Source organism: Clostridium luticellarii (assembly GCF_002995845.1).
Taxonomy (GTDB): Bacteria; Bacillota; Clostridia; order Clostridiales; family Clostridiaceae; genus Clostridium_B; species Clostridium_B luticellarii.
Window position 1 is genome coordinate 1 of sequence record NZ_PVXP01000007.1, and the last position, 26,518, is coordinate 26,518.

The following is a 26,518-nucleotide window of genomic DNA, read 5'->3' on the forward strand; positions in this document are numbered from 1 at the left end:
CTAGTGAATATCTCGTCCCATCTTTCAAACGGTAAGTTTGTTGTTACTATTAGAGAGCTTTTTTCGTATCTTTGACGGATTAACTGAAAAAATAAACTCTCTTTTTCTTTATCCATTTTTAAATAACCAATATCATCTATTATAAGTAAGTCTATTTTTGATAATTTCTTAAATTTTTGTTTTAGATTACCAGACTCTATTGCATTGTATAATTCATCAACTAGTTCAATTGCATTGACAAAACGAACAGATTTACCGTTTTCACAGGCTTTAATACCTATTGCAATGGATAAATGACTTTTACCAAGGCCGGGAGGCCCAATAAAAACTACATTTTCTTTCTTTTCCATAAAACTTAAAGTAGCCAAATCAATAACTTTCGTTTGATTAATATGTTTGGGAAAGTTGAAATCAAAATCTTCGATTGTTTTATATGCATCAAAACAAGCATTTTTAATATTCCTCATTTTTAGACGTTCCATTTTTCCTTGCTCTTCGAGCACCAAAAGCTTGTACAAGAATTCTCTATAACCAATTTTATTTTCTATGGCATAATTAACTTCTTCATCATATCTATCATATATATCGGGAAGCCTAAACTGTTTTAATAGGCGCTCTATATCAGTATTTATATTAGTTTCATTCTTCATTTTTAGCCCCTTTCCCATAGTAAGAAAGATGTCTTATTAAACCTTTTTCATTCACATTAGTATTCTTATCTTTATTAGATTTAGTCAGTATTAATTCTACTCTCTCATGCTCAATTATTAGCTCTAAATATTTTTCCTTAATTAAAGATTTTATTCCATCTATTTTCAATACGTTACTATCTATACAATGTTTAAGAATGATATCCAAATCAGAAACATCATATAGATCTTTTAGTTTTAAAAATTCTCTTGCATGAAAGTGAGGCTGCTTTGTGACCCGTGAAGCCAATCTGTAAAACTCATTACCATGTTTAAATGTTTTTTCAAATACTCTTCTAATTTCAGGAATAGAACTTGGTACTCTTACTGCAATATCCTTATAATCATCTTTATCTTGAATTTTTCTATTTTTACCCTGAAGTATATTCCATTTTTTAATGAGAACTAAATCAAAATTATATATTTCTAGAATATATCCATATACTATTCTTATTTTTACTTGTCTATCCACATATTTAACGGGAACACTATACTTATTAGTTCCAACCATAACATAAGAGTCCGTACTAACAATCCTTATTTCTAATTCTGTGTCAATAACTATTTTCTTATAAAGTCCCTTTAAGCTGCTATTTTCTTCATTAAACATTTCATCAGGTATTCTTTTAGTAGTTCCATGAATCTTTTTATTCCATGACCTCATAAAATGCTTAATTTCTAAGTTAAGTTCATCCACATTGTTAAAGCTGCTTCCTTTAATGAATTGATTTTCAATGTATTGAAATGGCTTTTCTATTTTCCCTTTTGTCCTGGGTCTTAGAGGCCGGCAGGCATTCGGCTCTGTCCCAAGATATGTGAATAACTTTAAAGCACTGTGGTTAAACTCTATTTCTTCGCCTTTTTTATGACTTATTACTAATGCCTTTGGATTATCTATAAGAAGTTCCTTAGTTACACCTCCAAGTTCTATAAATAAGTCTTGTATAGCTTCATAAATGGCTACGCCATTAGCTGATAGCGAACATACTGCAGCTTTTTTTCTAGAATAAGATAGTATCATGGTAAAACAGTATATTTTAACATTTTCACCAGCTATAACTGTTATGTATTCTCCCCAGTCAAATTGTGCTTGATCTCCTGGCGGAGTTTCAAATCTAACAGTAGCTCTTTGGCTAATCCTACCTTTTTCTTCATTCAGAGTTTCAAGATATCTATATATTGGATTTATAGTTCCATCGTATCCTAATTTACACAATTCATTATAGATTCTTGTACCATTGAAATCATATCGCTTATCTAAAAACCATTCTCTAATAATATCTTTAAATTTATCAATTTTAGTTACTCTTGGTGATCTTGAATATTTTGGTTCTTCCTCCTTTTTGATTAAACTTTTAACAGTATTTTTTGACATATTAAGTTCTCTAGCTATTTGCTTTATTGGAATCCCTTTGTTATACATATTTTTCACTGTATGCCAATCTCTCAAGTCTTTCACCTACACTCTTATGCCTCCTTCATGAGTTTTTTACCTCTCATAAAGGATATTATTTTAAAGTGAAGGGGTCAATTTTCAGTGTAAAAAGGGGGTCAATTTATATTGTAAATCAACAACACCTTCAGCTATGGAAGGTGTTTTGTGTTCAGAAACAAAAATTGGAGAATTCCGGGGAACTCTCCAATTTTACATCATCTTTATGTAACTGTTTACTAAGAACAATATCATAACAAATAATAAGGCAAACAGCTCGAACAATTTATGTAATGTCTTCCCCTCCGAAAGAATTGAGCAAATACCAGGCAGGCCTTCTGGCTCGGATTCATCCTACTTCCCCGCCTTCCCGGAAATTTACTCCAGTGGCATATTGAGGTTTCGTTCTCCATACAGCAGCGGTGGGCTGCAGTGTTTGTACACTTTTCCTTTTAACTGTCAAACTGACAGCACCTGATACGAAATATTAAATTTTTACAAATAATTTGTTACTTTTATATTAATTATAGAGGATAGAATTGGCAGAGTCAACATTCTTTCAGATTATTTAGAAAATTATTCTTGATCTTATACAAAATTTATATAATATCAGCTGTATACTTATTACATACAATTATTAATAGATAAAAGTTAAAATTTAAGAGTCGACAGTATCAGTGGATTTTCGGCATTAGCTGAAATTTTCACTCTACTATCAGCTCTTTACTATACACTTCAAACCAAATTTACTAAAATATTTTTTGAAATACTCCATATTCTCCATGTCAAATCCAGCTTTTGCCGTGACTTCATTTTTAAGCTAATAAAATAATTTAGTATATTCAGCCTGCGTATTTGCAAAATGATACACATATACTACATTTTCTATATGCTTATAAATTGCCGCATATTTTCCACTAATAACCATCCTGTATCCTTGTTCATTCAGCCAATTATCAGGTATTTTAGAACCAGAATCCGGATATTCTTCTAATCTTTCAATAGCATCTAAAATACTGTCACTCACTTTAATTGCTGATCCTACACTAAATTCAATGCAGTAATAATCTTCAATAGCTTTTAGATCCTCCCAGGCAGCAGGCAGAATTTCAACCCTGTATCTCATTTACACGTTCCCTTAAAACGTTTCTAGCTTCTGCAATGCTCATAGTCTTTTCGCCATTGATTCTCTCCTGCTCTGCCTGCAAAACCTTTGCTCTAAGCTGTAAAATCTGTTCTCTCTTTTCAAAAGCATCTATACTCATTAAAACAACGTCACCCTCACCATTTTTAGTTATATAGATTGGCTCTTTTGTTTCATGAGCTAATGCCGATATTGCTGAATATCCATTTCTAAGTGCCGCCGATGCTTTAATAATCATATTTTCCACCTCTTTCATACCATTATCATGATATAATTATATCAAAATTTTTCTATGCAATCAACAGTTCCGAAAAAATCAATTCCACTATCTCGCTTTCAAAAGCCTACAGTATGGTTTTCCATACCGCATCAAAATCGTGTATTCTCGCCAAAATCTTCACGCCCTTAAATGTTTATCTCTTTGTTTTATTACACCAGATTTTTATCAGTTACTGCATTAATATTTAATTTGTAATTTTACCAATTACAGCTTACAACTCACAATTAAATTTAAGAGCCAATAATAAAAATCAAGAGCCAACAGCACCTGGCGGATTCTTGGCACCAGCCAGAAATCTTCCTCTGCCATTGACTCCTGACTCTTCACTTAAAACTCAATTTACAAAAAATATTCCTCCATTTCCTCTACCTGATATAGGGCAGAATCAGTTTCACCATGCTTTCTATTAAATCCAATTCTCTCTTGGAGCACCTTTCAAGAAGCTTGTATAATATGGCGTTGTCCTCTGTTTTCGGCAGCTGATACTTTTTAAGTTTTTCCTTTATCAGCATGTCTTTAATTTGTCCCTTATGTTCTCCGTATATTAAATAATCAGTGGTAACATGGAGACAATTGGCTATCTTAACCAGAGCTGTGAGACTCATCTGCCTCTCTCCCCGTTCCAGCTGTCCCACATAAAGCGAAGATAAATCCACTATCTCAGCAAATTTTTCTCTCGTCAAATTCAATTCTTCTCTTTTTTCACGTATTCTGCGGCCTACTTCCACCCCATCGATTGATTTCCCCTTTTTCATTTGTCTTCACTCCTGTCATTAGCCTGTTACTTTAACTTTATACGCAACAAATGATTAAATAAACAATCTATGTGATGAAAAATAATATATGCAGTGTGCATAACTATCATATGAAATCCCCGTCAATATCTGCATTGGCAGGATGAGCTCAGGCATTGAATCCAACAAAATAAAATAATATCCCGGAATTTACTCTCCAGGATATTCGGCCAAATCTCTATTTTCATTTTGTTCCAGCTGACCTATGCAGATCCTTAGCAGATTAGGTATTTCAAGTTCCCTGTCTCCTGCTCCACAGCCGCAGCTTTCCATGCTCATGAAAGGGATTTCCCCGAAATCATCACAGAGAGTTGAAATTACAGCTGCACCTGTAGGAGTAACAAGTTCCGCCTTCACTCCTTTTGAATACACCTTTATACCCCGGAGCAGCTGTACCACCGCAGGTGCCGGAAGCGGTATGATTCCGTGGGCACATTTTGTAAATCCGGTACCTATATGGATGGGGGAACAGTATATTTTTTCAATACCGAGCAGTTCCAGCCCTGCAACGGAACCACATATATCTATTATTGAATCCAGAGCCCCGACTTCGTGAAAATGTACGGCTTCCACAGTAGTATTATGTACTTTGGCCTCTGCTTCCGCAAGGTTTGTAAATACCCTCATTATGTCCTTCTTGACTTTTCCCTTGAGTTCACTTTCCTGTACAATAGCTCTGATATGGCTCAGATGTCTGTGGACATGGCCTTCCTCTACAATGACCTGCACCTTGGTGCCTGATATTCCATTTTTCAACACACGCCTTGACTTTAAATCAAAAGGTACTTTCAGTTTCATGAGCTCATTTTTCAAAGCTTCCAGACTTAATCCCGCATCCACCAGTGCTCCTAAAATCATGTCCCCGCTTATTCCTGCACTGCATTGAAAGTAAGCAATTTTCATGTTTTATCCTCCCCAGAAATGGCTGTGAAGGCATCCCAAATCCTCACCTTCACAGCCCTATTAAATAATTTGTTCTATAAAGTTCTAACACATATCCTGCCATTTTCTACTGTTGCTGCACTTCCCCTGCTGTCAGGTCCGCAGCCGTCTGTAACAATAATTGCCAGACCCACGTGGTATTTTATTATATTTGATAATACCCTCATCATTCTGTCAGTACCCGATCTATCTTCCAGCATGGATTCTTCATATATTTTCCTGGCTGTATCTTCATCGCTTCCAGCTATAAATCCGGGGCCTCCAGGTATTGAAACAACCACAAGACCTTCTCCAACACATTCAATATCCTCATTTGAAGAAGATATGTCCGCCCGGGGCGATCCAATTATGCCCCCGGTAGACTGATGAACACCGTCAATATCAATGCTGACACCCAATGCTTTTATATAGGAGGGTGATATGTTTCTCACCCTCTCAGCCAGCTGATAATCAATAAAAAATGGATCTTTTAATCCGTTGAATTTTATTTTTGTAAGCTCCAGCAGTTTATCCTGGCTTTCCTGTTTCCTGTCTCTATCACATATTCCGCATATAGCTATGGGATATGATTCCACAGTTACAGTTTTCTCCAGAAAAGTTGTAACGCCTTCTATATTATACACAACTATTCATCCTAAAATATTATACTTCTATATTCTCTTTTGCAACAAATTCGGTACTGCTTATTCTGACCGGTTTCTCCACGCCCGGCACAATCTCATCTGCTTTTGCTATGATTTCCTCTTCCGACAGCTTTTTAACCGGAGTCTTCAGATAATCAAAGGTAATACCCACACTTGCCAGCTCTGCCCGGGCCTTTTCAGTAATATTGTCAAAAGCTATGGGGCTGCCCAGATATCTGGCAACAGACAGAACCACAGGGGAACATCCTATGTGTTTTCCCGGAACCATGCCTGCCTTCAATGCATCAATGGTATATTTTGCAATGACCTCCTTGGGGGCAACTATACATGGAATATGCTTTTTAAGAGTTTTTGCATATTCTCCCGAACCATGAGCTGTATCTCCTGCTTTGAATTGTCTGGTGGGAAATACCCTGCCATATTTCTCGGCAACGGTCATTCCAATTCCCACGGATATGAATTCTCCTGTATACCCTATGAGCACATCCTGATCTTTCATTATCTGCAGCTGTCCAAAAATAGGGAGAAGTATTTCTTCCATAGTAACTACATTCATCATTTCAGTAGCTGAATTATTATTGACAGCTCTGCCTGTCATGACTGCATTGTGAACCGGTATCATCTTTTTTGCAGGATTTGGTCCTCTAAAAAGCTTTCTGCCGCTGTAATATTTTTTCCACTGTGCAAGGTGAGGTTCTTCACCTATCAGCTGATCCGTAACTTCCATTTCCTCCATGGGAATCATCCCGAATTCCCTGTGGATCTTTCCGTTGTCCGATGCGGCCATCTTGATTATGGCACTGTCCAGTACAATTCCATCACTGCTGGTGGTGCAGGCATCCATATCAAATACATTTATCCCTGCAGGTCCCTTTATCTGCTGGGCTATTTTTTCAATTGCCTCATCTATCTCCAGTCCTGAATTTTCAATATCTTTTATATCTACAAATACTATATTCAAAGGAATTAAAATGCCTCTTACCTGGCCCTGTTTTATTATTCTGTATAGCAGTTTTTTCATGACTTACTCCCCCTCAATGTTTTCCCAAAGGTGGTCTTCTGTCTTCTATCTCTTCACAATCTGCAGTTTCCACCTCTTCAGTAGGATGTATAATATTGATTACCTCCAGGATTGCCTTTTTGGCTTTCCCGTCTTTATCAATTCCCTTGACTATGACAGTGTGCATGGTTTCAGGAACTCTTGGTATGACAACGAGTTCAACTTTTTCCACATCTTCCCTCTTTGCCAGTTCCTCTACTGAAAGTTCTATTCTTCCTGTCCTAAGGGACTGCATTTTTGCAGATTTCAAATTTTCGAGACCCCTGATTTCAATAGTTTTATCCGGAGTATTTTTTACAACTGCTCTCTTCATCTTTTCAATGAATTCCGGAAGCTTGGTATGCATCAATTTCATATACTCTCATCTCCTCATTTCAAATAATAGTTTAACGTTTCTCCGCCTATAAACAGAAGCAATTTTAACTCCAAACAGGCAGCAGCACATGCTGGAATATTCAAACAATCTTTTGTTAGATTTCACTTCATCCAATGTTAGAATTATAACAGCAGATCTTCTCCAAAGTTTAAAATTCTTCTATACGCTAATCACATTTTTTGAGAAGTTCTTCCCAGTTTTTATCCACTTCTTTTTGGATTGCCTCTATCATGTACTCATTCCCGGACTTAAACAGATGCTTGAACCTTCCCTGTGGTTTCAGCCATTCAGTTATGGGAAGCTTCTTCTTTGGCCTGTAATTTAAAATATATTTACCGTCAATTATCTCGTACAGGGGCCAGAAACAGGTCTCAACAGCCAGATCAACTATGTCAAGTTCTTTCTGAGTATCACATCTCCAGCCTCTTGCACAGGGTGTAAGTACATTCATAAATGCCGGCCCTTTGGTATAAATCGCTTTTTCAGATTTTTGATAAAGATCCTTCCATTTTGAAGCAACGGTCTGGGCTGCATAGGGAATATGATGTGCAGCTATTACACTGGTCAAGTCTTTTCTGTACTGCTGTTTTCCCGGAACTGCTTTTCCCTGGGGGGAAGTGGTGGTACTTGCACCAAAAGGAGTAGCCGAGGATCTCTGAATTCCAGTGTTCATGTATGCTCCATTGTCATAGCAGACATAGACAACATCATGTCCCCTTTCCATAGTTGCAGAAAGCGATTGAAGTCCTATATCATAAGTTCCTCCATCTCCGCCGAAAGTTACAAATTTATAATTTTCCTTTATCTTCCCCTGCTTTTTAAGGGAATTATATGCGGTTTCCACACCGCTTATAGTAGCTCCTGCATTTGCAAATGCTGAATGAATAAAGGAATCTTTCCAGGCAACATAGGGATACAGGCATGTTGAAACCTCCATACATCCAGTGGCATTTGCAACAACTGCCTTGTCTTCAGGTTTCAACGCCTTAAGCACCCATTTTGCAACTATTGGTGCCCCGCATCCGGCGCACATCCTGTGGCCTGCAGTTATTCTATCAGCTTTTTTCGATAATTCTTTCAAATTCACCGCCATTTTATCTCCTCCTATTCTCTAACACCCAGATAGTTGTAAGTTTCATATTTCCCTGCGGCTATATCTTTTTGAAGTCCCGTGTAAACTTCCTTGATACTGTCTACAGTTACATCTCTTCCGCCTAATCCGTAAATATAGCTTTTCACGATCTTATTGGCTCCGTTTCCATATACGGCACTTCTCACTTCTTTGAAAAGAGGTCCTCCCGTAGTGGCAAAGGAATCCGTTTTATCCAGGACAGCCAGTGCCTTTACATTCTTGAGTGCCTCTGCTATTTCAGGTGCAGGGAAAGGTCTGAATACCCTGAGTTTGACAAGTCCCGCCCTGATTCCATTTTCCCTCAGCTCATCCACTGCCACTTTCGAAGTACCTGCAGAAGATCCAATAACAACTACGGCAATTTCTGCATCATCAATTTTATACTCTTCAAAGAAATTGTACTTTCTCCCTGTGATTTTTCCATATTCAGCTGCAGTTTCAAGAATAACTTTTTTGGCATTTATCATTCCCTGGGCCTGAAGCCTTTTGTGCTCGAAATAATACTGATTTCCGTCAAATGCTCCAAAGGCGGCAGGAGTATCTCCGAGAAGAGAATAGTCAGCTTTATGTTCCCCCACGAATTTCTTCACTTCTTCTGCTCCAAGAAGCATCATATTTTCGATTCCATGACTTGTTATGAATCCATCATAGCAAACCATTACAGGCAGTCTCACCTCCGTATTTTCAGCTACCTTAACTGCCTGTATAAAATTGTCGTATGCCTCCTGTACATTCTCGCTGTATATCTGCAGCCATCCCGAATCCCTGGCACCCATGGTATCACTGTGGTCATTATGTATGTTGATGGGACCGGACAGTGCCCTGTTAACCGCCGCCATAACTATGGGCCTTCTCAAAGATGCTGCAATATAGAGGGGCTCCCACATGTATGCAAGTCCATTTGAGGATGTGGCAGTCATTACTCTTGCCCCGGCTGCCGAAGCACCTATACAGGCACTCATCGCACTGTGCTCTGATTCTACTGGTATAAATTCTGTCTTAACCTGTCCATTATTTACATATTGTGAAAAATACTGCGGCACTTCTGTAGACGGAGTTATAGGATAAGCTGCTACTACATCAGGTTCAATCTGCATCATTGCGGTTGCAACAGCTTCGTTACCGCTTAAACTTACTCTTTTTGCCATATTCATCACCCTTTCCTGGTTATTCCTCAACCAACTGTATGGCGTCAAATTTACATTGGGCAGCACACAATCCGCAGCCCTTGCAGTGATCATAATCAATACCTTTTACTTTTTCGTCTTCAACTACTATGGACATATCCGGACAGAAAGCCCAGCATAAAAAACAATTTTTACATTTTTTATCATCCCATACCGGCTTTGCAGTTCTCCAGTCTCCAGTTTTAAATTCACGGGCATTTCCCGTATCAATAATTATTCCACCGGGAGTTGTATCCTGCCATTTACATTCTGTAGAATAATAATTTTTATCACTCATACTTTTCGTACCTCCTTCATGGATCTCCTCAAAGCTGCCATATTCCCATCTATCACCTGAGGTTTGGTTGCAAACTTGTGCCTGAAGGAACCTTCCATATTTTTTATGAATTCCTCTTCCTGCATAACCCCGGATATTTTGACTATGGCTCCCAGCATAGGTGTATTGGGAAAGTTTCTGCCAAGTTCTTCCTCTGATATCTTTCTGGCATCAATGGTATATATATCTCCCTTAAAATCATCAAAATATGATCTTATTTCTTCCGGTTTTTTCGATGTGTTTATCACCACTGCACCGGATTCTTTCAATCCATTTGTAACCTTTACACTGCTTATGAGAGTCTCATCCACCACCACTACATAATCCGGCTTATATATATTGCTGTGTATTTTAATAGGCAGATCACTTACACGGTTATAAGCAGTTATAGGGGCTCCCATTCTCTCCGGACCGTACTCGGGGAAACCCTGAACATATTTGCCTGTATTAAATGCAGCTTCTGCCAAAAGCAGAGAGGCTGTTTTAGCGCCTTGTCCTCCTCGTCCATGCCACCTGATTTCGATAATCTTACTCAATTGTTTACCTCCCTTATAAAATTTAGAATAAAAAATTACACCTTATTGTCTTATGAAAGCAATTTTAATGCCAAACTGCATGCATGAATCAGCTGATCCCCGGCTTCCGCTGGGATTTGTCCATAAAGAGGCTGCAGAGGATGCCGAACCTCTTCCCGTTAAAATGTTATAATTCAAACATTTTATAACAATATACTAACAATTATGGATACATCAGAATTTACGCAGGAGAATAATAATTGAAAAATACTTTAAAAAAGCATTTAAACAAATACGCTAATATGCTCTTGAGGCATATTAGCGTATTTTTATACAGCCATATTTATATAGCTAAAAATCTTTCTGTTTCAATCTGTATGCAACCTGATAGTACTTGATGTCTATACCCTTTTTATTAAGCACTTTAGCTATCTTCCTGGGGCCAAGCCCTTTTTTCCTCAATTCCAAAATAATATGGTTCACTATTTCAGGATCATCATTCACTTTCAATTTATCATCAGATCCTCTGTTCTTATTACTATCGGCGGTATAGATGGAATCCACGGGAAGGTGCTGGACATCCACCAGTACATTCAGATTTTGATCCTTGACATTGCTTATAAGCGGTGCAGCACAGTCTATACTCTGATTGATTATGTCCCTGAACTGTCTTATATTTCTTGGATAGTATTCATTCAACAATATTTTCTTTGCTTCATCTGAAAAAATCACATTCAGATTTATATTGTACTTGTCATATACGTTGGCCTCATACCTATTTATAAACTCAGTAAGTATTTCAATTTTATCCTCAACAGATCTTTCCCTCAGCGGCGGAAGATACAGATCATACTGACCCAGCCTCTGATATAATTCCGGCAGCAGTACTTCTTCCAAATTTTTTGTAGAAGCTGCTATCACTATGACATTTACGGGAATATCCCGGTTTCCTCCAATACGCCTTATGGTTCCTGATTCTATAGCCTTAAGCAGAAGATTCTGATAATTATTGAGAGCATGGGCCTCATCTAAAAACAGTATCCCATTATTTGCCATCTCAAACAGTCCTTTTTTATCCTTTGAACCGGTAAAAGATCCCTCGCTGCATCCGAATATCTCCATGGCAGCAATGTCGGTGTTGGTAAATTGGGCACAATTTATTTCAATAAACGGGGCATCTGGTTTTATGACCCCTATTTCCTTGGCATAATAATAGATGCACCTTGCCAGAAGTGTTTTACCCGTTCCGGATTCACCAGTTATAATACAGTGTCTGGGTCCTCCGAGAGCTCCAACGGTTTTTCTGGCTTTTTCAACAGTTGTCCCCAGACTTGAATTGGAGCCTATGATATTGGAGAATGCATCATTTTTGCTTTTCAGGGAAATCTTATGCCTCAGTTTTCTTATTTTGTTGTTCAGATTTTCCATCTCTGTAATATCAGAAAATATTGCAAAACCGCCTTCTAATTTTTTATCTATGAATATGGGTTTTGCCTTCACCATGTATTTTCTTCCATTTGTATGGTTCACCTTTCCATAAAACACCATTGTTCTCTTGTCTATTACCTCCAGCAGTGCAGCTTGAGGGTAATATTGGGATATGTGTTTTCCTATCATGTCTTCAGGCTCACATTTTACATATTGAGCAGATATTCTATTTGCAAAGACAAGATTTCCCTGTTTATCTACAACGTTTACTCCCTCATTTAAAGAATCGATAATATCTGAAAATATATTATTAAGTTGTGGAAATTCAAAACACTTTTTCATCTTATCAACACCAATCTAATTTTTAGGGTATTTCGATAAAACCGCACTGGATATCCTGTCAACTATAACGTCCAGCTCCTCCTCATTTTCAGTTAAACAACCAATGCAGGCCCTGGCTGCTTCCACTGCTTCCACATATGGTCCCGGCACGTTTACCACCAGAGTACCTCCCTGCCTTGCTGCAACAAGTTTTGACCACATATGGCCGTTTTTTCCGTATATCTCCTTATATTTATATTCACTTATACATCTTTCTATGGCACTATGGGTAAAATCCCTGGCCAAAGTGGATACATATCTGTGTCCTCCGCCGGAGCCTCCTATGAAAATTACCAGATCCACATTTTCGTCAATGCATTTTTTCAGCTGCTCCACTATTTTATCCTCATTGTCGGATACCGGCCTCACACGCTTTATTTCACATCCCGGGTACTTCTCCAGGATAAGCTGCATTATGGCGGGACTGTTGGTATCGGTTACAACTCCACTTAACACTTCATTGCCTGTAGGTATTATAACAACACTATTTATCAATATTATTCCACCTTTCCTTCTGGCATCCATACTGCTGTCCCTTCGGAATACTGTTCACATCTACTTCTACTATTTTCCTCGCAGAGTCAATTTTAGTAAGTTCCGTTGCCGTAATCCCCTCCACCGCAGAAATCGCCTTTATTATTCCACTTTCATCTTTTAATATGGCTTCCGGATCTATATTATAAATGTCCATCTCTATAGATTCACCGGTTACTCCAATTACCCTTATGCCCCTCTGTATAAATTCCGAAAGCTTTTTCTCAAGCTCAAAAGGCTTGAGTCCTCTTACATCCACTCCTTTTATTCTTACCACTGTCTTATCTATGTATGCTATTACTGAATTGTCCATATTTGGTTCACTCCCCATCAGCTAATTTTACTGTACAAAATTTAAATATACACTTTTCTCAATCTTACCACAATTCATTAAAAAATATCCATACTCTCAAACTAAAGCTTATTTATAATACTTGCAAGATATGCTGCTCCAAAACCGTTGTCAATATTAACTACACTTACTCCGCTGGCACAGCTGTTGAGCATAGAAAGCAGTGCAGTCACTCCTCCGAAATTTGCTCCATATCCCACACTTGTAGGCACTGCAATAACGGGCTTATCCACTAACCCTCCTACCACACTTGCCAGTGCACCTTCCATTCCTGCAATGACTATAATCACCTTTGCCTGTCTTATAATGTCCATTTTATGAAACAATCTATGTATTCCAGCTACACCTGCATCAAACACTTTTTCCACTTTATTGTCGAATATTCTGGCAGTTTCAAAGGCCTCCTCGGCCACCGGGATATCCGAAGTACCTGCCGTAACTATGGCTATATAGGACTCGGTTTCCTTCTGCTCTTTTTTCCTTATGGTTATGGTTCTGGCCTCCTTGTTATATCTTGCACAGGGGCAGAGTTCCTTCACTGCCTGGTACATTTCCTCGTTTGCCCTGGTTCCCAATATATTATTTTCTTTGGTAAGCATAAATTCCACAATTCCCCTTACCTGCTTCACGGTTTTTCCTGCACAATATATGACTTCAGGATATCCAACCCTTATTTCTCTGTGATTGTCTATCATGGCATATCCCAGGTCCTTAAAAGGCAGATCTTTCAGCAATTCCACACCTCTATCCACGTTCACTTTCTGCTCTTTAATGTCTTCCAGCAATTTTCTCAAATCATTTTCATCCAATTTTTTCACCTCATAGACAAAGTTTACTATTAAATTTAAATATCGATTTTATCAACAACATCAATTATATTGATTATAATTACAATTTTCAACTAATTATGCCCAGCAGCTCATCCGTCATGCCGAGCTGCTGAGTTAAAGCTCTTAATACTGAAACTCACTTTCACCTATGAACTCCCTTAAAATAGAATTTCCGGGAACAAATTTTTTATCCACTTCTTTAAAAAAATGAAGAAAGCTCTTGAGTCTCAAAGCCTCATAATACACGGAACTGGAGCTCTCTATTTTTTCCAATTCTCCAAGTGCATAATTTTTTAATACACAGAGTTCATATACTAAAGTGGAATTAAACATTACATCCGCATTCTCCTGGAATACAAAAATATTCTTTTCCTCTCCTCTTTTTACAGAAGGCCACATTTTCAGTGTATCTTCACCATTATATCCTCTGAAAAGATAATCTCTCACCATTCTTCTTATAATCCTGACATCTGTGGTGGCTATTCTGTTATGATTGTCCAAATTTAACTGGGTAAGAGCGCTTATATATATTTTGAACTTGTTCTTTCGTGGAATGGCCGAGGTAAGAACTTCATTCAAACCATGTATTCCCTCAATTACAATTACACCATTTGTGGGAAGTTTTATACTCCTGCCTTCCCACTGCCTGACTCCCTTTTTAAAATTAAACACTGGAAGCTCAACTTCACCGCCTTCCATGAGAGTCTTCAGATGATGATTGAAAAGTTTTAAATCAAGAGCATATATGGATTCAAAGTCATAGTTCCCATTTTCATCTTTGGGGGTATGCTCTCTATCTACAAAATAATCATCCAGTGATATTGGAATTGGTTTAATTCCATTTACCCTCAGCTGAACAGAAAGTCTCTTTGCAAAAGTGGTTTTTCCCGAGGAACTGGGACCTGCAATCAGTACAATTCTTACATCCTTCCTGTCACTTATCATATCGGCTATATTAGCTATTTTCTTTTCATGAAAGGCTTCTGCCACCTTTATAATGTCCCTGATTTCTCCGTTTTCCACCTTGCTGTTTAAAGATCCCACATCTCCCACATCCAGTATATTTCCCCATCGCTCTGTTTCATAAAATATTCTGCTTAATTTTTTATATTCTACAAACTCAGGCAGGTGACAGGGATCGGATTCCACCGGATACCTGAGTATAAAACCCGGTTTATAGTACATGAGATCAAATAATTTTATAACCCCTGTGGAAAAAGCCATGGAGCCATAAAAATAATCATATCTTCCATCCAATTCGTATAACTTCACTTCTTCTGTATTTACATGATTTAAAAGTCTTACCTTGTCCTCCATATTATAGCTTTTGAAGATCTCCACAGCTTTTTTCCTGTCCATACTTATTTTCTTTATGGGTATATCCAGCTTTATTATACTCTTCATTCTATCTTTTATTTTCTCTATATCTTTTTCTGAAAGTGGACTATCCTTGTGTATTTCTCCAAATATTCCCTTGCCCAGGGAATGCTCTATGGTCACCCTTGCATGGGGGAATAAATCGTATACAGACTTAATCAACACAAATTGAAGGGTTCTCACATAAGTTTTATTCCCGAGCTCATCTCTTATATCTACAATTCCAAAATTTCCAGATTCTTTTAGCGTACTCGTAAACTCAGAATATTTTCCATTTACTCTGGCCAGTACTACAGGTATATCCTGAGGTCCGTAATTGTCTTTAAATATTTTATATAAAATTGTATTATATTTTATTTTGATATTTTTACATTTCAATTTAAGATCTAACATATTATCTTTATTGTTTTTTAAGGTATCAATATCACTGTAACTTAAATCAGTGGTCAATTCACCCATAAATTTCATCCCCTTAATTTTAGTGTCATTATCATTATACTTCATATTTGTTGAAGAATGTTCTTATTTTGCTTATATTTTTTTGTATTAATGTAAGAATATAAGTGGATAGAAAATTTATGAGCACTTAACTTGAAAGGTGGTATTTTATGTTTACAATACTTTTTAGAACAATTATATTATATTTATTCGTAGTAATATCCATGAGACTCATGGGCAAAAAACAAATAGGTGAAATGGAACCTTTTGAACTGGCAATAGCAATAATGATATCGGAACTGGCATCTCTTCCAATGCAGGATACCAGGGTATCCATAACACATGGTATAATTCCTATAATCACCCTTTTATCCATGCAGACGCTGCTGGCGGTTCTTCAGCTCAAAAGTGAAAAAATGAGACTTGTCTTCAGCGGCAAACCCAGCATATTGATCAATAAAGGCAAGCTGGACTTAAAAAAGTTGAAAGACGATAAATTCAACATAAATAATTTGATGGAAGAGCTCAGAATGCAGGGGTATTACAATTTATCGGATATAGAATATGCCATACTTGAAACCAGCGGCCAGCTTTCAGTCATACCTAAAACAGAACTCTCCCCTGCTACCAAACAGGATTTAAAGATAAAACCACCACAGGAAGGCCTGCCTGTGACTCTCATATTGGACGGCAAAATAAATTTTAAAAACCTGATTACGGCAAATAAGGATGAAAACTGGTTGAATCAGATGATGAAAAAAAACAGCATATCTTCTGTAAAAGATGTCCTTGTAGCTGTGCTGGATTCAAAAGGGAAATTCTACTGCCAGTTAAAAGAAAAGAATGAATAGGACGTGATCACATGAAAAGTACAATAATATCCTTTTCCATATTCGTGCTGATGCTTTTCTGCATAATATTTTCAATAAATTACCTGAACACCATATGTACGAAATTGCAGGATTCAAATATAAAAGTAGAAAAATCCATACAGTCAAGCTCCTGGAAGGAGGCATATGAAAACTCCCAGAATTTTATGGAGGAATGGGAAAAATACTATCCAAAATTATCTATTTTTTCAGATCACAATGAAATAGAAGACATCAGCAATGAATCCCAGAAACTCCTGCAGCATATAAAACATAAAAACTCGGAAGAATCACTATCCTCTGCAAATGTAATACAAAATTCACTGAAACATATAAGGGAAATGCAGCAGTTGAATATTCAAAATTTATTCTAGCTTCTATATATAAATACAGCTTCATGTTAAATGCCGCAAATAATTTTCTAAAGGCTGCAAGTCACTATGAAAAATAACAATTAATAGGTTATAATGTAAAGTGAACAAACAAAAGATACAATTCTTTAACATAAAATATTTTATATTGAAAGGTGGAATATCAAATGGCATTAGTTACTACTAAGAATATGTTCAAGAAAGCATATCAGGGGAAATATTCAATAGGTGCTTTCAACATCAACAACCTGGAGATAATTCAAGGTGTGGTGAATGGGGCAAAAGCTAAAAATTCCGCTGTCATTTTACAGTGCTCTGCAGGAGCATTAAAATATGCAGGTCCAAAATATTTAAAAGCCATGGTGGATGCCGCCATAGAGGAAACTGGAATTGATCTTGCTCTCCATCTGGATCACGGCCCTGATTTTGAAACCGTAAAATTATGTGTGGAAACAGGTTTTACATCAGTGATGTTTGACGGTTCACATTTGGATTATGAAGAGAATATAGCAAAAACAGAAGAAGTTGTAAAATATGCTCATGAATACGGTGTTGTAGTAGAAGCCGAACTTGGTGTACTAGCAGGTGTGGAGGATGACGTGTCTGCAGAAAAACACACATATACGGATCCTGACCAAGCAGTGGATTTTGTGGATAAAACAGGTGTGGATTCTCTGGCCATAGCCATAGGGACTTCTCATGGAGCATATAAATTTCCGCCAAACTTCAAGCCAAAATTGAGATTTGACATATTGGAGGAAGTTCAGAACAAGCTGCCTAATTTTCCCATAGTACTCCATGGAGCTTCATCTGTAGATCAAAATGATGTGGCAACCTGCAATAAATACGGCGGAGACCTGGCGGGTGCCAAGGGAATTCCAATAGACATGCTCAGAAAAGCTTCCTCCATGGCAGTCTGCAAAATAAACATTGATACAGATTTAAGATTGGCCATGACTGCTGCTGTAAGAAAAACCTTCGGCGACAGTCCAAAAATCTTTGATCCTAGAAAATATCTGGGTGCCGGAAGAGATGCTATACAGAGAGTAGTGGAATACAAAATAGAAAATGTACTGGGTTCGGAAAATTCTCTAGAATAGCTTATTACCCAATGTATCAGGAGACCTTCCTTTAATTTAAGAAAGTCTCCTATTTCTGCAAATGGAATATATATGATTTTCATAGAATTAATTTTTTGCAGCTTGTTTTTATGGTATAATTCAATAGTAGTGTTCTATACAGGGAGATGAATTTTCTCATGGAAGAGTGTGAAACCAGAATAATAAAAATAGATCCTGAGGATATACGCATGAAATTAAAGGGCGCTGCCGCCTTAAAGGTCAAGATGGAAAATCAGATAAACTATATATATGATTTTGAAGATGGAAGCTTGATAAATAGCAAAGGTTATGCCCGTATAAGGGTTGTGGAAGATCTAATACATAATTCCAGACATTTTTATATGACTACAAAAAAAATGCTCAGTCAGGATACATATAAAATAATGGAAGAAAATGAAACAGAAATATTGAATCCTGAAGCCGGGAAAAAAATTTTTGAATCCCTGGGGCTGAGATTGCTGCAGTCCGTAAAAAAGTACAGGGAAAGCTACAGATACAGGAACAGCCTAATTGAGATTGACATAAATGACAAATCCTTCTGCCCTTTTGCCTACGTGGAAATAGAGACCAAAAATGACGGAGACCTCTTTGAAATAGTGAATTTACTGGGTTATTCCATGGAAGATACCACCTCGGAAACCATATATGAAATACTGCACAAGGAATGAAATGCTCTATAGTTTAAAATACAAAAACGGGTGAATGTATGTTTGGTTATGTAACTCCTTATAAAATGGAGCTTAAAATAAAAGATTATGAAAAATTCAAGGCATATTACTGCGGATTATGCAGATCAATAAAGCACAACCTTGGAAATGTGCCCAGAGTTTTTTTAAACTATGACATGACTTTTCTGGCAATACTTTTAGATTCTCTGGAAGATGGAAGACAAAACTATAAAAAGGAAAGATGTGTCCTTCATCCCATGAAGAAAAAGGTGATTTTGAAAGATAGTGAAGCTCTGGAATATGCAGCTTTCTGCAATATATCCCTTGTCTATTTCAAACTTCTGGACGATGTCAGCGACGATATGTCTTTTTCAAGCAGGATACTTTCGTTTTACTTGAAAAGATATCTGAACAAAATGCCGGAGGATTTCAAGAAAAACTTCACATACATGAGCCGTAAACTCAAAAATTTATACGATCTTGAAAAAAATTCGAAAAATAAGTCCATAGACGTACTGGCACATCCTTTTGGAGAACTTACAGGTTTTATACTCAGTTCTTTTAAAGATGGAGAATTTAAGGATAAGATATATTCTCTCGGTTATAATCTGGGAAAATGGATATATATTATAGATGCACTGGATGATTTGAATACAGACATGTATCATGGAAAATTCAATGCCATAGAACACTGTTTTAACTGTGAAAATCTGCATTTTAAAGAATTCTCCAGGGAAGTAGAACCCAGGATAGATTTTATTTTGGGCATATGTGCTTCACAGTGCATGAATGCTTTCAATGAACTTCCTGTAAAAAGAAATGAGGAGCTTCTTTACAATATACTGCAGTATGGACTTTTAGATAAAATGGATAAAGTTTTTAAAAGGGGCGTTTACAAAGATGAGAAATCCATATGAAGTACTGGGAATAAAAGAAAATGCTTCAAAAGATGAAATAAAAAAAGCATATAGAAGTATGGCTAAAAAATACCACCCTGATCAATATGACAACAACCCGCTGAAGGATTTAGCCGAAAGCAAGATGAGAGAAATAAATGAAGCCTACGACTATTTGATGAAAAATGGATCAAATAATAATACCTATAACACCTCAAATGATACCAATACCTACAGCGGTGAAAGCTCCACCATGTATCAATCAGTGGAAAACAATATAAACAGCGGTAATTTCAGAGATGCAGAATCAGAACTTTTAAGAATGGGTACAAGAGATGCGGAGTGGAATTATCTCATGGGAATTCTGAACATGAGAAGAGGATGGTACAATGATGCCTACAACAATTTAAGTACTGCCTGCAGATTGGATCCCAACAATTTTAAATATCAGAGTGCATTTAATAGATTGTCCGGAATGAACAGTTCCTATAGACAGCCTTATTATGGAAACCAGAGAAGAGATCCTGATATATGCAACATATGCGCTACCTTATACTGCCTGGATTGCCTTTGCGGCGGTGGAGACTGCGGCGGCTGTTAATAGTTAACGAATTAATGAGGTGATTTTAAAATGTCAGTAAAAACAAATGCGGCTTCCAGTATAGCCAAGGGAGGACTCTTGACTACCATCGGTGTCATTCTGATCTATATAAGCAGCGTAGTTCCTATAAACAAGGGTTCCATACTGACTTTGTCCTCACTTATCATACCCCTGGCTGTACTGATTACAAATTTGAGAAATGCTTTTACAGTTTATGCTGCTACCTGCCTTTTATCCCTGCTCATATGCGGACTTAAAATGACGGTAATATCATATGTAATATTTTTTGGTCTCTATGGACTTGTTAAATATTACATTGAAAAGCTGAGAAAACTGCCTTTTGAAATTATACTGAAGCTGATTTTCTTCAACTTGTGTATAACCTTGCTGTTTTTAATATACAGTCTGTTTTTTCCAGGACTTTTAAAAATAAATTTTCATTTTTATGCAATTATAATAGGACTCCAGGTAGTATTTTTAGTATACGATTATCTTCTGACCCTGTTTATAAATTATATAAGCAAATATTTAGCTAAAAGGCTCAAATAATACAAATTTCGTATTTTGTGCTATTGACATATAAATTTTTGATGATATAATATTTAGTGTTGAGATTTACAGGATATTGCCCATTCGCCAAATGGTAAGGCACCTGTCTCTGGAACAGGCATCTGTTGGTTCGAATCCAGCATGGGCAGCCATAAAAGAGAGAACCCTTTGTTAAAAGAGTTCTCTTTTAAAATAATTTTGAATTAATTATTGACAAAGTATTACCCAATATTATAAAATATAAAAAAGTTAATACGGAGCTTAGAAGAAGGAGTAGTAGTATTTATACCACTAAAGAGAACTGTTGCCGGGTGAAAAACAGTGTGAATATAATATGAACTCACCTTAAGAGCTTATCTGAGAAAACAGATACGGTAGAAGCCGTTATTTTTTAAGGGAAACTGATTTATTGGTTTAATTAGAGTGGTACCGCGGAAGCTTAGCTTTTCGTCTCTTAAGATTTAAGAGATGAAAAGCTTTTTTAATTTGATATCAAGTGATTCTAAATTGTGAGCAAAGGAGAAGATTTTATGTACAGTGTTGAAATTGATAAAAAGTGGCAGAAAAAATGGGAAGAAACAAATCTTTACAAATTTGATGAAAAACATATGGAGAATAAATTATACGTGCTGGAGATGTTTTCATATCCATCCGGAAGCAAGCTTCATGCAGGTCATTGGTTTAACTACGCTCCTGTGGATTCCTGGGCCAGACTGAAAAGAATGCAGGGATACAATGTATTTCAGCCTATGGGATTTGATGCCTTTGGACTCCCTGCTGAGAACTATGCCATAAAAACCGGAATTCATCCAAAAGACTCCACTGAGAAAAACATCGATACCATGGAAAAACAGCTCAAATCCATGGGGGCCATGTTCAATTGGGACAATGAAGTCATCACCTGTCATCCTGATTATTACAGGTGGAATCAATGGCTGTTTTTACAGCTTTACAAGCACGGATTGGCCTATAGAAAAAATGCACCCGTAAACTGGTGCCCAAGCTGCAAGACAGTGCTTGCCAACGAACAGGTTAAGGAAGGTTGCTGCGAACGATGCGGCACGGAAGTCACCAAGAAGGATCTAACCCAGTGGTTTTTCAAAATTACGGATTATGCAGAGGAACTGTTACAGGATTTAGACAAAATAGATTGGCCATCAAAGACAAAAGCCATGCAGAGACACTGGATAGGCAAATCCACAGGTACCAATGTAACCTTCAAGGTAGTTGATTCTACCGTTGAATTCAGTGTTTTTACTACCAGAGTTGACACACTGTTTGGTGTCACCTATGTGGTCATATCTCCTGAAAATAATCTGGTGGATGAAATAACTCAAAATGCCTATAAAGGCGAAGTTGAAAGATACAAGGAACAGGCAAAAAAACAGACTGACATTGAAAGACAGTCAATTACAAGAGAGAAGACCGGTGTGTTTACCGGCTCTTATGCGGTAAATCCTATAAATGGCAGAAAAGTTCCCATATGGGTTGGAGATTATGTACTAAACACTTATGGTACCGGCGCTGTAATGGCAGTTCCAGCCCATGATGAAAGAGATTTTGAATTCGCTACAAAATATAATCTCCCTATTGAAAGAGTTATAGAGGGTGGAGATTCCCTTCCCTACGTAGAATATGGCAAAATGATCAACAGCGGTAAATTCAATGGCTTATCCACTGCAGAGGGCAAAAAAAACGTGACTGAAGAGCTTGAAAAAATGGGGCTTGGTTCCGGCAAGGTAAATTACAGATTGAGGGATTGGCTGATATCAAGGCAGAGATACTGGGGAACTCCAATTCCAGTAGTATATTGTGATAAATGCGGAGTGGTTCCAGTACCGGAGGATGAACTTCCTGTAAGGCTTCCCTACAATGTGGAATTTTCTCCTGATGGTAAATCTCCTCTTTTAAAGTCGGAGGAATTCATAAATACAACCTGTCCTCACTGTGGAGGACCTGCAAGAAGAGAGGCCGACACTCTGGATACCTTTGTATGTTCCTCCTGGTACTATTTAAGATATGTAGACAATAAGGACAGCAGCCAGGCTTTCAGTAAAGATAAAATAGATAAAATGCTTCCTGTAGATATGTACGTAGGCGGCCCGGAGCATGCCTGCATGCACCTTCTATATGCCAGATTCATCACCAAGGCACTTAGAGATATGGGATTCCTGGATTTTGATGAACCCTTCCTGTCTTTAAGACATCAAGGTATAATACTTGGACCTGACGGCCAGAAAATGAGCAAATCCAAGGGGAACACCATATCTCCAGACAGCTGCATACAACAGTATGGTTCTGATGTATTCAGAATGTATTTGATGTTTGGTTTCGACTACGCGGAAGGCGGTGCCTGGAGCGAAGACGGTATTAAATCCATGGATAGATTTGTGGACAGAATAGAGAGGCTTGTAAATTCCACAAAAGAAATACTCAAAAACACAGAAGCTGGCAGGACTTCCATGGATAGTGCGGAAAAAGAATTGAATTATGTAAGAAATTTTTCAATAAAATCTGTATCGGAGGATACGGGCAAATTTCAATTCAATACGGCTATTGCCAGAATTATGGAGTTTACAAACGCCCTTTCCAAATATCTTCAGGAGGATAAAAAGAATTTATCCCTGCTAAAAGACAGCATACTTGATTTTATAAAGATTCTGGCTCCCTTTGCCCCTCATTTTTCGGAAGAACAGTGGCAGAGTCTGGGAATGGATTATTCCATATTCAATGAAAAATGGCCTGAATTCAACCCGGATGCACTTGTAAAAGAAGAAGTGGAGATAGCTATACAGATAAACGGAAAAATAAGAGCCAAGATAAATATTCCTACAGATTTAAATGAAGAAGAGATAAAAGAATTGTCCCTTTCCAATGAAAATATAAAACCATTATTAGAGGGCAAAGATTTAAAGAAAGTCATAGTTGTAAAGGGAAGACTTGTAAATATAGTGGCAAAATAAAAGCAGGCTTAATACTCACTATATAAATATAAGTGCAAATGCTAAATAATCATTAATTTGGCATCTGCACTTTTTTGTGGGCAGTTTTCACCTGAACCTGAGAATAACTCGATGACATCACCTGTAAATCTGAAGCATTTTCTCCGTAGAGCGCAGCAGATTGACAAGTTCAAACACCTCTCCCTCTTCAGTCAATTTATTTAACTGTACCTGATATCTGGTAGCCTCAGCTAATTTTCCCATGGAAGACAGTGTCAATATATTGTTCATTATATCTGAAACCAGACTGGATTTGACTTCAAATAATTTTTGGGCATCCTTTATTTCATCTTTGATCTCAAGCATTTGTTCATCCAGTTGAAATGCAGCATCTGCCGCACTTTTCAACTTGAACTTAATGGCATCCGGTATGTCATGCTTATATTTGTAGTTTAGAGAATGTTCCGCAGTAGCCCAAAAATTCATAGCCAAAGTCCTTATTTGAAATTCCGCCAGTATCTCTACCTCTCCTTTCGACATATTGACAGGATATTTAATTACCATATGATAGCTTCTATAGCCGCTTTCTTTTACATTGGTTATATAGTCTTTTTCATACATTATCTGCATATCTTTTCTCTTTCGCACTATATTGACAACCTTTCCTATGTCATCTACAAACTGGCACATTATTCTGATGCCGGCTATATCTTCCATCTCACGTCCTATTCTGTCCAGCGGTATATTGAGTTTATTAGCTTTTTCCAGTATACTTGATATTTCTTTTACTCTCCCCGTAACAAATTCTATTGGTGAATATTCATTTTTTACTCTATACTCTTTCCTTATACTTTTAAATTTAACTTTGAGTTCTTCAACAGCTTGATTATATGGCAGCAAAAATGTCTTCCATTCCCTTATTGCCATGTAAAATCACCCCCAATAGATATTAAAATTAATTTACCCAGTACATATTACTATTATATTAAAAATATCCAAAATACTATAGCTAGGATTTTAATTGAATCTTTGATATAATAAAAGAAATTGATTTAATTAAAGAATTTATAGCAAAGGTGATAACGAATATGCCAAAAAAAAGTTTTTCTGAACCAGATGATTTAAATTGCAGAGGTGGACTAAACGAGCTTTGGGAAAAAGACAGACAAAAACCGCTGCTTTACAATAAAAAAATAATCTGTCCTGTCTGTGGCACTGAATTCAATGCCAAAGCCATTAAAAAATCTTCATATAGAATAGTAAAAAAGGATTCTGATTTTTTTATCAGATATTCTATAATAAACCCCTATTTTTATGATGTATGGGTGTGTGACAACTGCGGCTATGCTGCCATAAAAAATGATTTTCCCAATTTAAGTGATCGTGATGCCGATATAATAAAAGAAAAGATTTCTTCCAGATGGCACCCCAAAAATTATCCTGAAGTATATGATGTTGATCTGGCTCTGCAGCGATACAAATTATCCCTGTTGAACTATCACGTGATAGGTGCAAAGGCCAGTAAAAAAGCAATCAATTTTCTTAAAATTGCATGGATGTACAGGCTTAAAGAAGACAGCGAAAATGAAACTAAATCTTTAATACAGGCACTTGACAATTTCAGCACTGCATACTACAATGAACCTTCTCCAATATGTGGCATGGAGAAATTTACCACAATGTACCTTATAGGTGAACTTATGAGACGTACAGGAAAAGGAGAAGACTCATTGATATGGTTCAGTCAGATATTGACTTCCATCACAGCACCTGCAAAGATCAAAGATATGGCCAGAGATCAAAAGGACCTTGTGAAAGACTCTGCTGAAGATAGGCCATTATCTTCTGACGAACAATATAACAATATTCTTAAAGATAATAAAAGCCACAGTTTATTCGCTAAATTTCGCAAATAGCGTATGCATTGGCAAATAAGTTTTTTCTGCAGAATAAAATTTATTTGCCGATTATTATTTTAGGATCAAAATCTATATAATCTGCAGAAGTCAATATATATTCCACTCCATTCAGCTCCCCGGTTTCTGCTTTCATGGATGCATTTCCATGAATATGGCCATATATGACTTTTTCCACTGAATACTCCTCAAATATATCCCTAAAACCTGAATTCATAAATCTTTCACCTATAGGCGGATAGTGAATAAGAACTATAAATTTGCTGTACCCGGCTTCCTCTGCCCGGCTCAGTGAATTTCTCATTCTCATGAGCTCCCTGTTGTATATTTTCTCATCGTGCTGGGAAAAATTCTCACTGCCGGGACAACTCCATCCTCTGGTTCCACATAGTGCATAATCTTTATATACAAAAAAATTATTCTGTATAAAATCCATATCTTCATACAGATTATTCAATTTTGTAATACTGCCCCACCAGTAGTCATGATTTCCCTTCACCATAACCTTCCTGCCTGGAAGATCATGAATCCACTCCAGATCCAAAAAACCATTTCCCATATTCATGGACCACGACATATCTCCTGCTATAAGAACTGTGTCCTCATCTTTTACCTTATCAATCCAATTTGACTTTATTTTTTCATCATGTCCTATCCAATTGTCTCCAAAAATATCCATGGGCTTATTACCTGTCATATCCAGGTGCAAATCTGATATTGCGAATAAAGCCAAG

The 26,518-nt window shown here is 37.1% G+C and carries 29 protein-coding genes, 1 tRNA gene, 1 riboswitch and 1 other annotated feature; of the genes, 10 read left to right on the forward strand and 20 right to left on the reverse strand.

All coding sequences use genetic code 11. The features are described from left to right. The 18 genes from istB to CLLU_RS04030 form a co-directional block, all read right to left on the reverse strand. A partial coding sequence (gene istB, locus CLLU_RS03945; protein ID WP_106008281.1) for an IS21-like element helper ATPase IstB occupies window positions 1–650 on the reverse strand: 650 nt, incomplete at its 3' end. Then, the gene (istA, locus tag CLLU_RS03950; RefSeq protein ID WP_106008282.1) at window positions 640–2,148 is read right to left on the reverse strand and encodes an IS21 family transposase; all 1,509 of its coding nucleotides are present in this window, start codon (window positions 2,146–2,148) and stop codon (window positions 640–642) included. The genes istB and istA, both read right to left, overlap by 11 nt. 284 nt (window positions 2,149–2,432) lie before the next feature. Then, a riboswitch (cobalamin riboswitch) is annotated at window positions 2,433–2,614 on the reverse strand. A gap of 327 nt (window positions 2,615–2,941) precedes the next feature. Next, window positions 2,942–3,247: a type II toxin-antitoxin system RelE/ParE family toxin gene (locus tag CLLU_RS03955; protein ID WP_106008283.1), complete on the reverse strand. Its 306-nt coding sequence runs from the start codon at window positions 3,245–3,247 to the stop codon at window positions 2,942–2,944. Next, on the reverse strand, window positions 3,231–3,503 hold the full coding sequence (locus tag CLLU_RS03960) for a type II toxin-antitoxin system Phd/YefM family antitoxin (protein ID WP_106008284.1): 273 nt from the start codon (window positions 3,501–3,503) through the stop codon (window positions 3,231–3,233). The genes CLLU_RS03955 and CLLU_RS03960 overlap by 17 nt, the downstream gene beginning before the upstream one ends. Window positions 3,504–3,910: 407 nt before the next feature. After that, the gene (locus CLLU_RS03965) at window positions 3,911–4,300 is read right to left on the reverse strand and encodes a helix-turn-helix domain-containing protein (protein ID WP_106008285.1); all 390 of its coding nucleotides are present in this window, start codon (window positions 4,298–4,300) and stop codon (window positions 3,911–3,913) included. A gap of 189 nt (window positions 4,301–4,489) precedes the next feature. Then, window positions 4,490–5,242: a nickel pincer cofactor biosynthesis protein LarC gene (gene larC, locus CLLU_RS03970; RefSeq protein WP_106008286.1), complete on the reverse strand. Its 753-nt coding sequence runs from the start codon at window positions 5,240–5,242 to the stop codon at window positions 4,490–4,492. Between the two features lie 74 nt (window positions 5,243–5,316). Continuing rightward, entirely contained in the window at window positions 5,317–5,904 is a 588-nt protein-coding gene (locus CLLU_RS03975; RefSeq protein WP_106008287.1) for a hypothetical protein, read from the reverse strand. A 19-nt stretch (window positions 5,905–5,923) separates the two neighbouring features. Next, a complete protein-coding gene (locus CLLU_RS03980) occupies window positions 5,924–6,946 on the reverse strand; it encodes a hypothetical protein (protein WP_106008288.1) in 1,023 nt (340 codons plus the stop codon). Window positions 6,947–6,959: 13 nt separating this feature from the next. After that, window positions 6,960–7,340, reverse strand: a complete 381-nt coding sequence (locus CLLU_RS03985; RefSeq protein ID WP_106008289.1) for a hypothetical protein — start codon at window positions 7,338–7,340, stop codon at window positions 6,960–6,962. Window positions 7,341–7,527: 187 nt separating this feature from the next. Then, entirely contained in the window at window positions 7,528–8,454 is a 927-nt protein-coding gene (locus CLLU_RS03990) for a thiamine pyrophosphate-dependent enzyme (RefSeq protein WP_106008290.1), read from the reverse strand. Window positions 8,455–8,465: 11 nt separating this feature from the next. Next, a complete protein-coding gene (gene porA, locus CLLU_RS03995) occupies window positions 8,466–9,641 on the reverse strand; it encodes a pyruvate ferredoxin oxidoreductase (RefSeq protein ID WP_106008366.1) in 1,176 nt (391 codons plus the stop codon). A gap of 19 nt (window positions 9,642–9,660) precedes the next feature. Next, on the reverse strand, window positions 9,661–9,957 hold the full coding sequence (locus tag CLLU_RS04000; protein WP_106008291.1) for a 4Fe-4S binding protein: 297 nt from the start codon (window positions 9,955–9,957) through the stop codon (window positions 9,661–9,663). After that, complete coding sequence (locus tag CLLU_RS04005; protein ID WP_106008292.1) at window positions 9,954–10,532, reverse strand: 2-oxoacid:acceptor oxidoreductase family protein; 579 nt, start codon at window positions 10,530–10,532, stop codon at window positions 9,954–9,956. Before CLLU_RS04005 ends, CLLU_RS04000 begins: the two co-directional genes overlap by 4 nt. A 330-nt stretch (window positions 10,533–10,862) precedes the next feature. Next, on the reverse strand, window positions 10,863–12,281 hold the full coding sequence (locus CLLU_RS04010) for a sigma 54-interacting transcriptional regulator (RefSeq protein ID WP_106008293.1): 1,419 nt from the start codon (window positions 12,279–12,281) through the stop codon (window positions 10,863–10,865). 15 nt (window positions 12,282–12,296) lie between these two features. Next, complete coding sequence (locus tag CLLU_RS04015) at window positions 12,297–12,815, reverse strand: molybdopterin-binding protein (protein ID WP_106008294.1); 519 nt, start codon at window positions 12,813–12,815, stop codon at window positions 12,297–12,299. Next, a complete protein-coding gene (locus CLLU_RS04020) occupies window positions 12,805–13,167 on the reverse strand; it encodes a hypothetical protein (RefSeq protein ID WP_106008295.1) in 363 nt (120 codons plus the stop codon). Before CLLU_RS04020 ends, CLLU_RS04015 begins: the two co-directional genes overlap by 11 nt. Before the next feature lie 101 nt (window positions 13,168–13,268). Then, the gene (larB, locus tag CLLU_RS04025) at window positions 13,269–13,991 is read right to left on the reverse strand and encodes a nickel pincer cofactor biosynthesis protein LarB (protein WP_420536061.1); all 723 of its coding nucleotides are present in this window, start codon (window positions 13,989–13,991) and stop codon (window positions 13,269–13,271) included. A gap of 168 nt (window positions 13,992–14,159) precedes the next feature. After that, window positions 14,160–15,806, reverse strand: coding sequence for a nucleoside kinase (locus tag CLLU_RS04030; RefSeq protein WP_106008367.1), 1,647 nt, complete (start codon window positions 15,804–15,806; stop codon window positions 14,160–14,162). Window positions 15,807–16,021: 215 nt separating this feature from the next. Between CLLU_RS04030 and CLLU_RS04035 the strand changes: the two genes are divergently transcribed. The 9 genes from CLLU_RS04035 (at window position 16,022) to leuS (ending at window position 23,889) form a co-directional block, all read left to right on the forward strand. Further along, the gene (locus CLLU_RS04035; protein WP_106008297.1) at window positions 16,022–16,702 is read left to right on the forward strand and encodes a YetF domain-containing protein; all 681 of its coding nucleotides are present in this window, start codon (window positions 16,022–16,024) and stop codon (window positions 16,700–16,702) included. Between the two features lie 11 nt (window positions 16,703–16,713). Continuing rightward, on the forward strand, window positions 16,714–17,094 hold the full coding sequence (locus CLLU_RS04040; protein WP_106008298.1) for a DUF4363 family protein: 381 nt from the start codon (window positions 16,714–16,716) through the stop codon (window positions 17,092–17,094). Window positions 17,095–17,258: 164 nt separating this feature from the next. Next, on the forward strand, window positions 17,259–18,191 hold the full coding sequence (fba, locus tag CLLU_RS04045) for a class II fructose-1,6-bisphosphate aldolase (RefSeq protein WP_106008299.1): 933 nt from the start codon (window positions 17,259–17,261) through the stop codon (window positions 18,189–18,191). 158 nt (window positions 18,192–18,349) lie between these two features. Continuing rightward, on the forward strand, window positions 18,350–18,880 hold the full coding sequence (locus CLLU_RS04050; protein ID WP_106008300.1) for a class IV adenylate cyclase: 531 nt from the start codon (window positions 18,350–18,352) through the stop codon (window positions 18,878–18,880). A gap of 38 nt (window positions 18,881–18,918) precedes the next feature. Next, window positions 18,919–19,797 (forward strand): DUF5685 family protein, encoded by an 879-nt coding sequence (locus CLLU_RS04055; RefSeq protein WP_106008301.1) that lies wholly within the window; start codon window positions 18,919–18,921, stop codon window positions 19,795–19,797. Continuing rightward, window positions 19,781–20,377, forward strand: a complete 597-nt coding sequence (locus CLLU_RS04060) for a DnaJ domain-containing protein (protein WP_106008302.1) — start codon at window positions 19,781–19,783, stop codon at window positions 20,375–20,377. Before CLLU_RS04055 ends, CLLU_RS04060 begins: the two co-directional genes overlap by 17 nt. A gap of 30 nt (window positions 20,378–20,407) precedes the next feature. Further along, a complete protein-coding gene (locus CLLU_RS04065; RefSeq protein ID WP_106008303.1) occupies window positions 20,408–20,926 on the forward strand; it encodes a hypothetical protein in 519 nt (172 codons plus the stop codon). 77 nt (window positions 20,927–21,003) lie between these two features. Then, window positions 21,004–21,078 (forward strand) — tRNA-Gln (locus CLLU_RS04070). Window positions 21,079–21,179: 101 nt separating this feature from the next. Next, window positions 21,180–21,384 (forward strand) — a binding site (T-box leader). Between the two features lie 72 nt (window positions 21,385–21,456). After that, complete coding sequence (gene leuS, locus CLLU_RS04075) at window positions 21,457–23,889, forward strand: leucine--tRNA ligase (protein ID WP_106008304.1); 2,433 nt, start codon at window positions 21,457–21,459, stop codon at window positions 23,887–23,889. Window positions 23,890–24,006: 117 nt separating this feature from the next. On the opposite strand, the gene yjbM is transcribed toward leuS, so the two are convergent. Next, window positions 24,007–24,795, reverse strand: a complete 789-nt coding sequence (gene yjbM / locus CLLU_RS04080; RefSeq protein WP_106008305.1) for a GTP diphosphokinase — start codon at window positions 24,793–24,795, stop codon at window positions 24,007–24,009. Window positions 24,796–24,956: 161 nt separating this feature from the next. On the opposite strand from yjbM, the gene CLLU_RS04085 reads away from it, so the two are divergent. Continuing rightward, window positions 24,957–25,784, forward strand: a complete 828-nt coding sequence (locus CLLU_RS04085) for a DUF2225 domain-containing protein (protein WP_106008306.1) — start codon at window positions 24,957–24,959, stop codon at window positions 25,782–25,784. Window positions 25,785–25,824: 40 nt separating this feature from the next. On the opposite strand, the gene CLLU_RS04090 is transcribed toward CLLU_RS04085, so the two are convergent. After that, complete coding sequence (locus CLLU_RS04090; protein WP_106008307.1) at window positions 25,825–26,517, reverse strand: metallophosphoesterase; 693 nt, start codon at window positions 26,515–26,517, stop codon at window positions 25,825–25,827. Window position 26,518: the final 1 nt, after the last annotated feature.